At 39.7% G+C, this 12,797-nt stretch carries 9 protein-coding genes and 1 pseudogene; 9 read left to right on the top strand and 1 reads right to left on the bottom strand.

What is annotated here, in order from left to right; genetic code table 11:
- Window positions 1-148: 148 nt before the first annotated feature.
- The gene (locus FE392_RS18195; RefSeq protein ID WP_319931579.1) at window positions 149-658 is read right to left on the bottom strand and encodes a YlaC family protein; all 510 of its coding nucleotides are present in this window, start codon (window positions 656-658) and stop codon (window positions 149-151) included.
- A gap of 491 nt (window positions 659-1,149) precedes the next feature.
- Between FE392_RS18195 and cspE the strand changes: the two genes are divergently transcribed.
- From cspE to FE392_RS18155, 9 genes and pseudogenes are all read left to right on the top strand, one after another.
- A complete protein-coding gene (cspE, locus tag FE392_RS18190; protein WP_092507051.1) occupies window positions 1,150-1,362 on the top strand; it encodes a transcription antiterminator/RNA stability regulator CspE in 213 nt (70 codons plus the stop codon).
- Between the two features lie 2,329 nt (window positions 1,363-3,691).
- Window positions 3,692-3,785 (top strand): annotated as a pseudogene (locus FE392_RS22175) (hypothetical protein); the annotation flags it as partial.
- Between the two features lie 2,018 nt (window positions 3,786-5,803).
- The gene (gene flhD / locus FE392_RS18185) at window positions 5,804-6,154 is read left to right on the top strand and encodes a flagellar transcriptional regulator FlhD (RefSeq protein WP_319931578.1); all 351 of its coding nucleotides are present in this window, start codon (window positions 5,804-5,806) and stop codon (window positions 6,152-6,154) included.
- 2 nt (window positions 6,155-6,156) lie between these two features.
- Window positions 6,157-6,741, top strand: a complete 585-nt coding sequence (gene flhC / locus FE392_RS18180) for a flagellar transcriptional regulator FlhC (RefSeq protein WP_319931577.1) — start codon at window positions 6,157-6,159, stop codon at window positions 6,739-6,741.
- A 265-nt stretch (window positions 6,742-7,006) separates the two neighbouring features.
- Complete coding sequence (motA, locus tag FE392_RS18175) at window positions 7,007-7,888, top strand: flagellar motor stator protein MotA (RefSeq protein WP_319931576.1); 882 nt, start codon at window positions 7,007-7,009, stop codon at window positions 7,886-7,888.
- A gap of 2 nt (window positions 7,889-7,890) precedes the next feature.
- On the top strand, window positions 7,891-8,904 hold the full coding sequence (gene motB / locus FE392_RS18170; RefSeq protein ID WP_319931575.1) for a flagellar motor protein MotB: 1,014 nt from the start codon (window positions 7,891-7,893) through the stop codon (window positions 8,902-8,904).
- A 6-nt stretch (window positions 8,905-8,910) separates the two neighbouring features.
- Window positions 8,911-11,178, top strand: coding sequence for a chemotaxis protein CheA (gene cheA, locus FE392_RS18165; RefSeq protein WP_319931574.1), 2,268 nt, complete (start codon window positions 8,911-8,913; stop codon window positions 11,176-11,178).
- 102 nt (window positions 11,179-11,280) lie between these two features.
- Window positions 11,281-11,778: a chemotaxis protein CheW gene (gene cheW, locus FE392_RS18160; RefSeq protein ID WP_319931573.1), complete on the top strand. Its 498-nt coding sequence runs from the start codon at window positions 11,281-11,283 to the stop codon at window positions 11,776-11,778.
- Between the two features lie 403 nt (window positions 11,779-12,181).
- A partial coding sequence (locus tag FE392_RS18155) for a tyrosine-type DNA invertase (RefSeq protein ID WP_319931572.1) occupies window positions 12,182-12,797 on the top strand: 616 nt, incomplete at its 3' end.

The following is a 12,797-nucleotide window of genomic DNA, read 5'->3' as shown; positions in this document are numbered from 1 at the left end:
GACTGAACTATGGAGGAATTGAGTTGTTCCTGAGAACGGGGCGAATATTAACGATGTACTTTCATAGTGTCAACGTAAAAATTCGCTTTTCTCATTGCTTGCCTGCTATATGTTCACATTGCGTTATTGTTGTACTAATGTGTTGAATTTATGCACTTTTATTCACCATACTCATAGATTGCGCATAAGGTGATTGTTCTGAGCAACTGAGCATAAACACATCATAAAAACAAATACCGTGCTTTCTTTTCATAATGCGTTTGATGTCATGTTTCATTTCGTCAGGTACTCGGGGGTGGGCGAGTATCTTATTGACCGCATTTTGGGATACACGTTCGTTAACGAACCACTCACCGTTATAACATACACGTAGATCAAGTACGTCAATATCCTCAAAATGATAGATTGGTTTGATATCAAAGAGCAAAACAGCAGCCATAATGATAAAAGCTACAGTAAATGCAAAAAGGGACCATGGGCCAAAATAGGGTGCATATAACATGAGTGCGGCAAAAAGGGCATAAGCAACAACCATCGCCAGACATAGGTATGGATGGTGGCGAATGAAAATGCTGTTAAAATGCACTTTACCATCACGATGCTCTTTAAGATTGATCCGCTCAAGATCCTGAATCAATATCTGTTTGATGATGTTCATAATACTATCCCACTTATTTTTGTAGAAAAGTTTTGTCAAAACGTAACCGAATTGAAAGTAGTACTATTATCAAAGGTTAACATGTCTGGTACATGTATCCGTATAGCAATTACTTTAAATTATTTGGAAAATTGTTATTGTCAGTGAGTAATATCAGTATTTTTACTAAGACAAAAGTTGAATAAATCAAATAAAATTATAAACACCCCCTTTTATTATATTATTTTGTTCTAATATTGAGCGTATTCAGTTTTTTTAAAACGATAATACATAAAAAGGTTGCTATTCGTGTGCGTTAATGCGTTAATGCGTCTGGCCTGATTAACAGACCTACTTTATGTACGACATCTTGAGTTAATGAGTTATGTGTAAGTGCTATCTTTGGTAGCCTTTGTTGACCGTTTCCTTCTTAGTGCCTCCATAAGTAATAGCTGATACTGGCCAACACATGCCCGAGGTGGCGAGTTTTTTTTGATATATAGGAAAGTCAAATGTCTGACAAAATGAAAGGTCAAGTGAAGTGGTTCAACGAATCTAAAGGCTTTGGTTTCATCACTCCAGCTGATGGTAGCAAAGACGTATTCGTACACTTCTCTGCCATTCAAGGTAACGGTTTCAAAACTCTGGCTGAAGGCCAGAACGTAGAATTCACCATTGAAAATGGTGCCAAAGGCCCAGCAGCAGCGAATGTAAATGCTATCTAATTGCCTTTAAGCCTTACTGAGCTCGCCGGTTTAAAAATGCCCTGGCGGGCTTTTTGCTTTTCTGAACTACGAAATTCCCTTTATCATCTTTGTACTTGCATTTCACCATTCCCAGCCTGAAATTATTTGATCTCAAGAAGTTGAGAGATATTGTCTCGCCAGAAAATCACCAAATCGCCAGGCAAGATAAAGATAGGGCAAAGAGAAGAATAAGATAAGTGGTGCATCGCAGCCCATTTCCACTTGGTTCACTGCTACCTAAAATGGTGGGAACTGCTTAAATAGCATAATTTCTACCCACTCGACGAAAAATTCTTTGTGACTATAAACCCAAAAGCAACGCTATCAGCAACGCACTAATTAAATGTAGAATATTCATTTTTTATTCCTTCCGGTCACAGAAAAATAATCAACCTGAATTAAATATTCGCCATCAATATATTTCGTACACAAAAGAGATATCTCTTTAAGTTGCCTATTGCCTGTAATTTACAGATAAATAGTTTTCATAGGAAACTTATTATATATAACAAATGAGAGAATTTTTTGTTGTTGCCATATAGCCAATAACCTTAGTACCTGATAAATCGCAATCTGCGTTATAGCAAGGAGGTAAGGAAAAGGAAGAAGCAGGGAGACCGATGTGCTCTATATGAGAACCGAAGAATAAATGTTACAAGATAGAATCTCAGTAAATAAAGTTAGCCGGGAGACAGCCATGCCCGCAATTTTTGTATGGTAGCTCTTAAAATTTGTTCAATAACGCATATTCAATCGGCCAATAAACTGAATAATTAATCGGTTAATTACCCATTTGACACCATTTTGTTTAACATTAACCATCTAATTTAACCTCATGGAAAGAGTTATGCAGTTAACACCGATCACTTTTCGTTCCGTATTGTTCCTCATTTCTTATCGTATGCTGTATTTGGGATGGTTCTAATTGGAGTGTGCATTCAAAACAAATTGTTATTAGTTATTCTCAAAAGGTATATATAGAAAGCAATAAATACGATGCTCTCAATATTTAGCTCACCTCTTTCTCTCATCATATATCTTGCTCACACATCACATATCTCGAATAGAATTTGTCCATCAAGTGATCAGCCAAATAATGTTCATATGAAAAGAATCCTGCCCAACCAAAAGCTGGTTGTTTTCATGGCATCTGGTGTGAAGGCGTGCTCTTATAACAATTGAAAGCAAATCGGGCAAAAAATAATGTCTGTATGTTTTTTACAGTGCATGATAATAATTATGATGTTAATTGTATTGCTTCTAATTATTATGTTAGAAATTGTTATGGAACGATCATAAGGGTAAGGTGCTGGGCAAAATTATTCTCCGGTACTATTTATATACAGAGGAAAGGAAAAGAGGCTCCTGTACGGCATTGAACTTGGCTAGATACTTCTATAAAAGCTCAGCAGAAGCATAATGAAACAAACGATTATCTGGTGTAACAGTTGAAATCAGCGTACTAATTTCAACTATGGCTACAGAAAAATTGATGAGTTACCTTTTACTCCCCTCCGATACTGCCTGTCAATTTTTGAGCGTATTTTGTTTAAAAAACAATAAATTGTTTTTAAATATGTGACTGAGAAAGTGTTATCAGTTTGCTCCCATATAAGGATAAAAGAGAAAATAATTCCTCTTACTGAAGAAAGCTACAACAATGCAATGGAACTGGTTAGCAGCAATAACGAACAAGGTTTCAAGGTGTTAATCTGAGCGACACAGGTGTTAAGTCGTGATGAAGTGTAATCTCGCTTTTTTGTGGTAGCCGAAAAATGGCGAGTTCGGTCTACCTTATTAACATTTTTATAGTTGTTAAAAGAGAGTGTAACAATGACATTTCGGCATTAAATGAAATGAGGTTTCGGTTAAGTTAATTACCGGAGATAATCCTGTAATTGCCGCTCAAGTTTGTCACAAAGTGGATTTAGATTCTGGAAATATTCTCATTTACCTTTGTATTGAGCTAATGAGAGATGAAGACCTTTCAAAAAAAGTGGATTAAGGTCAGTTTTTGTAAGTTAATCCCACTCAAAAAAATCACATATTTTAAAATCATTACATAATAAAGCGCATGTCGCCGATCTTTATGATTATGGAATAAATTCTGTTCTGGCATTAGTGGATGAGGCTGCCAAAATTTTTCTTGATACAAGCACTGATGTTACAAAAGATCAGATGGATCATTTTGCCTGAAGAAACCTGTCGGTATTAGAAGGGGGGTAATTAAGGCAAGGAAAACGTTTGGTATAATTATAGAATATTTAAATATTATATTGATCTAAAATTCAATAAACTTATTTATTGCTTGCTCACCAGCGCATTTATTCCATTTTTATTGATGTTGTCCATTCATTTGCTCGTACAAAACCTAATGTACGATATTTCACTGCTGTTTTTGCATAAGGCAGAATTGAGCAATTGTTGCTTAAAATTGCCAGCCAGTGAAATGCAAAAAAGATTGAGTATTTTCTGCTCTGAAACGATTTTGCTCATGCTGCTCGCATCAAGGCATAGGCTGTGATACAGCATGTAGTTGCCGTGCACCACGCAGAAAGTCCTCCTTTATCTCTATCAAGATGGGTTGCAGAAAGTGAGTGGGAGCCAGTAAGAATTTTGTGTATATTATGCACACAAGAAATTTCTTTTGTTGCCACGGTAGTGCATTACTCATTTTATTAATAGCACTAATAATATTAGTACTGACTACTTACATTCTATTTATTCCTTTAGTAACCTAACTGGGTTATAGCTCTATAGTAAGGCAGTGTCCTACGGTTAATTAAGACACTAATTAGCTATTGCAAGATCATCAAATGATGAAGCGCTTTGCGTTCACTGTTGTGGTGAATGGTCGTAAATAATTCTCATTATTTAACATCTTATTCTGTTTAGGTGAAGAGAGTAGCCTAAACAGAATGTCTGTCATTGAAACCTGCATTAGAAAAAAAATTTTACGAATATTTAGAATAGGAATTGATGTTATTCTTTGAATATGAACTGTCTATCACAATGAAAATGAATTTAAGGAAATAATAGCGTTATATTTAGCTGCCATTTTTCTTATTTGAAACGGAAGTTTAAATCATCTATTTCTGATTTCATTTAAAATTAAGTAGGATAAAATCCTTTTTTATATTTATTTTATCCATATTAAGTATTTTATTTTATTTTAAATATCTATTCTTCTTTCAATTGTATTTTGTACAATAACAAATTATTGCCAAATTTGCATTTGGGAATGATTTTATATCTATATTTTACGTTATCTAAGTAAATTGATTTTTAGTCAATAGGTGTTTTTTTTCTGCATCAATCCATCAGTTTGTTGGCTCTGATACACCTTAAAAAACATTTATTATTCTTATCATTTCTGAGATGGGCATAAAATACACACATTAGTTTATCTTATTAATTTTGGGTGCGAGCTGGTCTGTGAGGGGAAATAATCAGTTGCAGGCATTTAGTTAAAATTATACCACTATTGGTCTATATTTATTTGATTTTTGTTTAGATAAACTTATCAATATTGATGGTGGATAATGGCTCTGTCAGCTTGGGGTTGGAGTGTATTTTATTGAATTAGCAAAGCCTTGGCGCTTGTGTTTGATGGGGTTTTTGGAGTAGATGTTTTTTTATTTCAATATCATACTGTATTTTATCTTATTTTTGAATTCTGTATAAGATTTGTCTATCAAGTGGTTGAACCACTTAACTTTCTTCTGTTTGAAAAAAACACGATCATAAACTAAAAATGATCAGACTGGTATCTTTTTAATAACTAGTATTTACATATAATTAATAAATTTGGCATAACTATGATCTAAATCAAGTTATAGTGGAAGATGAGTACCTACCTACATTATCAAGATGCAAATTACGCTTAGATCTTCTTAATTTCACTAAGGGAAGGATTTTTTATCGTTATTTTGGATTTATAAGTTTAATAGATCGCATAAAACAAAAAACAATCTCTAATATTTTTATTTAGATAATTTAACTTATTAATTGTGGACTATTTTCCATTTCCTATTGCTTGAATAGTTAATGAGCTAGAATCATAATAAAAAGTGTCAGTTTTGTGATCTAGATCACATAGTATTTAAAATGACATATATTCTCCGTTGTATAAGTCGATGATTCAGGAGTAAAGTTAATTAGCATTAAGAATATTCTTAATCAATTGTGGCAAGTGCATTACCCAGATGACGCAATAATACTTTCACAACCCATTACCGAAATATTTTAGAAATTGGGCGATCCCAAGAGTAATACAAAGGACAGTTACTGCTCTGGCTAAAGATGTATATTTCAGTTATGTCGGAGATTATTGAATCTCATGCTACTGGTAATTTTGTCGTGAGTGATTCTTTGATCACTTAATTTAATTTTTTCATGTAATCGGACGGGATATATAAAAATGAGTACGCTTGAATTGCTCAAACATATTTATGACATAAATTTATCGTATTTGCTTTTAGCACAGCGGCTAATTAACCATGAGAAAGCATCTGCGATGTTCCGTTTAGGTATTAGTGAATCGATGGCTGATACGTTGGCCGAGCTGACATTGCCTCAGTTAGTAAAATTAGCTGAAACGAACCAACTGATTTGCCATTTTCGTTTTGAAGACCACGAAACAGTACAGCAGTTAACAAAGGAATCGCGGGTGGACGATCTACAACAAATTCACACCGGTATTTTGTTGTCTACTCATCTTTTTCAGCAGTTATCCGCGCAAGATGACACTTCAATCAAGAAAAGAGCGTAAAGATGGCTGAAAAAAGTATTGTTCAGGAAGCGAAAGATATTCATTTGGCAATGGAACTCATCAGCTTAGGCGCGCGTTTACAGATGCTTGAAAGTGAAACGCAGTTAAGCAGAGGTCGATTGATCAGACTGTATAAGGAATTGCGGGGAAGTCCTCCGCCTAAAGGAATGCTCCCTTTTTCAACAGACTGGTTTATGACTTGGGAACAGAATATTCATTCGTCAATGTTCTACAATGCTTACCGTTTTTTGTTGAAAAGCGGACATTGTGAAGGTGTAGAGGCTGTTGTCAGAGCCTATCGTCTGTACCTTGAACAATGTCCCCCAGAGGAAAATGGAGAAGGGCCAGTTTTGGCATTGACCAGGGCTTGGACACTGGTTCGTTTTGTTGATAGTGGCATGTTGCAACCAACGGGATGCCGTTGCTGTGGCGGAACTTTTATCACTCATGCCCACCAACCGGTAAATAGCTTTGTTTGCAGTCTTTGCCAACCACCTTCACGAGCGGTAAAAAAACGTAAACTTTCCTCGCAACTTGCCGATACTAATTCACAAATGCTGGATGGATTTGCTCAGCAAGCTATGTGAATTTAAATGGGAAAGTAAAATTCAAGTTACAGGTTTGGGCATAAACCCTATGGATTTCGAGTTGCGTCGAGGCGGCAAGGGAACGGATCCCCAGAAACATAGCTAACTATGTGACTGGGGTAAGTGAGCCCGGCCAACAAAGTTGCAACTTGAAAGGCGACGGGGATAAACCTGTAACTTGTCACCACACCCTTCTTCATTTCTCAATTCTCAATTCGCTCTGTTCAAATCCCATCTGCTTACCAACTTAGCTAAAGGATATCGCGTGTTAGTACTTTTAGGATATATCGTGGTTTTTGGTGCGGTAATTGGTGGCTATCTGCTTGTCGGTGGCCACATGGGCGCACTTTATCAACCAGCAGAATTTTTGATTATTGCAGGTGCGGGAATTGGTGCTTTTATCGTGGGCAACAATGGCAAAGCGATCAAAGCAACACTGCGTGTTTTACCAAAAATATTGCGCAGATCGAAATATAACAAAGCGATGTATATGGATCTTATGGCGCTTCAGTTTCGCTTGCTGTCCAAATCTCGCCAGCACGGGCTGTTATCTTTGGAAAGGGATATCGAAAATCCACATCAAAGCGATATCTTCACACAATATCCCCGTTTGTTGAAAGATCAGAATCTGATGGATTTCATCACGGATTATATGCGTCTGATCATCAGCGGCAATATGAATCCTCATGAAATCGAAGCCTTGATGGATGAAGAAATTGAGACTTACGAACAGGAAAGTGAGATACCTGCCACTAGCTTGGCGATGGTGGGAGATTCATTACCGGCATTCGGGATTGTTGCGGCGGTTATGGGAGTTGTCCATGCCTTGGGATCTGCGGATCGTCCGGCCGGAGAACTGGGTGCGCTGATCGCTCATGCCATGGTGGGAACATTTTTAGGGATCTTATTGGCTTACGGCTTTGTTTCCCCTCTGGCGACACTTCTTCGTCAGCGCAGCGGTGAACAAGTGAAAATGATGCAATGCATCAAAGTAACACTGCTTTCCAGCTTGCATGGTTATGCACCACAAATAGCCGTTGAATTCGGTCGCAAAACACTATTCCTCACCGATCGTCCTTCATTTACTGAACTTGAAGAGCATGTTCGTCGGGTTAAATCTCCTGTACAACAAGAAGTTGAAGAATAATTATGAGAGCGAATAATGTTACTGTCATCAGGGTAAAAAAGCGTAAAAAACATGATCCGGGCCACTGTGGTGGATCATGGAAAATTGCATACGCTGATTTTATGACTGCAATGATGGCGTTCTTTCTGGTGATGTGGTTGATCTCGATCGCCAGCCCACAAGAATTGACCAGCATTGCGGAATATTTTCGCACTCCTTTGCAGGTAGCAATTAATAAAGGAAAACAAAGCAGTGATAACACTAATCCAATCCCTGGGGGAGGGGATGATGTTTTCCAGCAGGACGGGGAAGTTTTCCGCCAATCTAAAGTGATTGAAACTAGTGAAGAAACTCGTCGGCTAAATCGATTGCGCCAGCAACTTGATCAATTGATCATTACAGATCCTCGCCTTAAAGAATTACGTCCCCACTTGTTGATTGACATGATGGATGAAGGGTTACGCATTCAGATTATCGATCGGGAAAACCGCCCGATGTTCATGATTGGCAGCGCAAAAGTTGAAAGTTATATGAGCGATATTTTGCGGGCAATTGCGCCGATCTTGAACGATATACCTAATAAAATCAGTCTGTCAGGACATACTGATAATTTACAGTATGCCAGTGGTCAACGGGGTTACAGTAACTGGGAACTTTCTTCTGACAGGGCTAATGCATCAAGGCGTGAACTACTGCTTGGTGGTCTGGATGAAGTCAAAATTTTGCGAGTCGTGGGAATGGCTGCCACGGTCAGCATGCAGAAAGGAATTGATCCTAACGCACCGGTCAACCGCCGTATCAGTATCATTGTACTGAATAAAGATGCAGAAAAAAGAATTGAGCAGGAAAACAGTGGCGGCAACGCCATGACAGCTAACGACAGTATGGATATGAAAGAAGTCATCAGAATGGATTCGAATGAGGGAATGCCTGCTCATCCACCCGCCGAACAATCCCATGTGATTATAAAACATGAAATCACAACACCGGAACAGCCGACGGTTGAACCGCAGAGTGATACTAAGATGACAGAGTAAGTAACGATGGATATGACCGCGTTTTATCAGACTTTCTTTGATGAAGCAGATGAACTGTTGGCAGATATGGAGCAGCATTTATTGCTGCTCAACGCTGATGAACCTGAGCATGAACAGTTAAACGCAATATTTCGCAGCGCCCACTCCATTAAGGGGGGCGCTGCAACTTTTGGTTTCACTAAGCTGCAACAAACAACGCATGTTTTGGAGAATCTACTCGACAGTGCCAGACGTGACGAAATACGCCTGACCATTGACATTATCAACCTGTTTTTAGAAGCGAAAGACATTATGCAGCAACAATTGGATGCCTATAAAAGTTCTCAGGAGCCGGATGAAGATACATTCAATTATATCTGCGAGACACTGCGTCAGCTTGCACTAGAACTACAGGAGGAGGGACAGGGAGAAAAGCAGGCAGGAAATTTCACTGCAACATCTGTAGCACCAACCGGATCCGTGATGGATGAAGTGGCAAGTGGTGTTGCAAATAATGGTGGAAGTGATGCTGTAAATAATGATGTCGTAAATAATATTGAAAGTAACGCTGAAAATCATGCCACGGAAGAACAGGCCGCAGCAATACCTTCATCGGCTGCCGCAGAAAATTCCTCGAATGGAAGTATCCGTGTTCATTTATCTGGATTGAAAGAGCGCGAAGTTGCTTTGATGAAAGATGAGTTGGCGCATCTGGGGGATATCTATGATGTAGAGCAAACTTCAGACAGTATTGAAGCCTCATTAATCACGTCAGCGACAGAAGATGATATTACAGCAGTCTTGTGTTTTGTGGTCGAACCTGAACAGATAACATTTTTGCCGACAAATGAATCTCAGGCAGGCAGCAAGGATACCAAAACAGAAAAAAACACGGTATCGGAACATGCCGTTGCCGAAAATAATGCAGAAATAGAAAAAGCTATAAAAGACAGCGTAAACGAGATTTCTGCAACAAAAAGCACAGAAACTGCAAATACACGACAAGCAACAGATACTTCGAAAAAAAATGAAGTACGTGAAATGGGGCGTCCAGCACCTCGCCCAGCCGCAGGATCACCGCGCCAACGTGTGGAATCATCCAGCATCCGTGTTGCGGTTGAAAAAGTTGACCAACTTATCAACTTAGTCGGTGAATTGGTTATTACCCAATCTATGTTAGCGCAGCACTGCAATGGACTGGAACCTACAAAACACAGTGAATTGCTGAGTTGTATGGCGCAATTGCAGCGAAATTCACGGGATTTGCAAGAATCTGTCATGTCCATTCGTATGATGCCAATGGAATATGTTTTTAGCCGTTATCCACGTTTGGTTCGAGACTTAGCCGGAAAGCTGAATAAAAAGGTAGAACTGACATTGATAGGCAGCTCAACAGAACTGGATAAGAGTTTGATTGAGCGGATTATTGATCCTCTGACCCACTTGGTGCGAAACAGCCTCGACCACGGTATTGAAAGCCCGGAAAAACGCCTTGCAGCTGGAAAATCGGAAACCGGCAATTTGACTCTGGCGGCTGAACATCAGGGTGGGAATATTTGCATAGAGGCGATTGATGATGGTGCTGGTCTAAATCGCGAAAAGATTCTGGCGAAAGCACAATCTCAAGGCTTGAACGTCAGTGAAAACATGAGCAATGAAGAAGTTGCCATGTTGATCTTTGCCCCTGGTTTTTCAACTGCCGAAGTCGTAACGGATGTATCTGGCCGTGGTGTTGGCATGGATGTGGTCAAACGCAATATTCAGGATATGGGCGGGCAGATTCAGATCAACTTTCAGGAAGGAAAGGGAACCGTTATCCGCATTCTGCTTCCACTGACATTGGCGATTTTGGATGGGATGTCTGTCAGGGTTAATAACGAAGTTTTCATTCTGCCATTGGGAGCAGTCGTCAGTTCACTGCAACCACAGGAAGAAGATATTTATCCGTTGGCCGGTGATGAAAAATTGTTGCAGGTTCGTGGCGAATATTTACCGTTGCTTGAATTGTATCGCATATTCGATATCCCGAATGGGGAAACCGATCCGACAAAAGGTATTGCGGTCATCGTGCAAAGTGCAGGGCGCCGTTATGCATTGCTGGTGGATAAATTGGTCGGGCAGCATCAAGTTGTTGTTAAAAATATTGAGAGCAATTACCGCAAAGTACCGGGTATTTCGGCGGCCACCATTATGGGGGATGGAAGTGTTGCGCTCATCATAGACATACCTGCTTTGCAAAAGCTCAATCATGAACAGTTGGCTATGCACAAAACGGAAACTGTGAATAACAAATAAAAGAGACCCATCGATTTCAAGTTGTTGCTCTGGCAGTACTTTTGTCGGACAGTAGCTTGAAAGATGAAGGGGATAGTCATCTTAAATTAAAAAGGTAACACCATGTCAGCCGTAGAAGAATTCAATAAATTATCGGGGGAAACGACCGGAAAGGAATATCTGGTTTTCACCTTGGGTGACGAAGAATATGGAATTGAAATACTGAAAGTGCAGGAGATCCGTGGCTATGACCAAGTGACCCGGATTGCAAACACACCTAGTTTTATCAAAGGGATCACCAACCTGCGTGGGGTGATTGTACCTATCATTGATTTGAGAATTAAATTTTCACAGGAAGACGTCACATACAATGACAACACGGTTGTTATTGTCTTGAACTTGCTCAATCGAATCGTCGGAATTGTGGTTGATGGCGTATCTGATGTGCTGTCACTGAAAGAAAATCAAATTTGTCCTGCGCCCGAATTCGCCGTCACTTTATCAACAGAATATTTGACAGGGTTGGGTTCCATTGATGAACGCATGCTGATTCTGGTTGATATCGAAAAACTCCTCAGCAGTGAAGAAATGGCGTTGGTAGATTCAGTCGCCAAAAGCTGATGCTTTGGGCAGTTGTTGCCTTGCTATAAAAACAGCAGATTATTGATAAAGTGTCGGTCGCCTGTCCGACACTTTTTTATTATCCAGATTTTGTCTATACACCGGAACTTACCGTCAAGCATTTGAGTCAGTCATATTGATTAATATGATGTCATTGGCGTGCTTATCTGGTATCCCAGTAAACGCTGTTAAGGTAAAAGATCCATCCACTCGCCTTGCACTCTGCAAATAATCAACAACACTAATGAATGATTTACTACAGTATTTGATACCCGATGGATTTCAAGAGGCGTTGCGGCGGCAAGGGAATAAATGCAGCCTACAAAGAGGCCATTTGAAAGATGCCGGGCATATCGCAACAGCCTGATAAAACAGGCATCCATTATTTTTTGGAGAGAAAACCATGCTAAAACGCACCTACCTGACCCAACCGGAAATTGAAGTCCTGCTGCGGGAGTTGGGCAAACAAGCACATGCGGAGAGGAATATCTGCATGATATTTATGGGGTTTATTCACGGATTTCGTGTCTCTGAACTGTTGAACCTGAAACTGTCTGATGTGGATTTGCATAACCGCAGCCTGCGTGTCCAGCGCCTGAAAAACGGGGTTTCCACCATTCACCCTTTGGTGCAGCGCGAAATCCAGTTGCTTCGCCACTGGCTGGTGGAACGGCAGCGTTATTTATCCAAAGCGCCGCCGCATAGGTGGTCTGATGATAATACCGAGTGGCTGTTTCTCTCCCGAAACGGGCAGCGGATATCCCGTCAACAAGTCTATAAAATCATTAGGCAGACCAGTTTGAAAGCAAAATTATCGATATGCGCGAATCCGCACATGTTGAGGCATGCTTGTGGTTATGCGCTGGCAGACAATGGTGTCGATACCCGCCGGATTCAAGACTATTTGGGCCATCGAAATATTCGTCATACTGTTCGCTACACCGCGAGCAATGCGGGTCGATTTGAGACTGTTTGGGTGGCAAATGAAAAGCGCTCACAGTTGACAATTAGTACCCAAC

This window comes from Xenorhabdus santafensis, assembly GCF_033949405.1.
Lineage (GTDB): Bacteria > Pseudomonadota > Gammaproteobacteria > Enterobacterales > Enterobacteriaceae > Xenorhabdus > Xenorhabdus santafensis.
The sequence above is the reverse complement of the archived record's forward strand: the minus strand, read 5'-3'. Positions and strand labels throughout refer to the sequence as shown.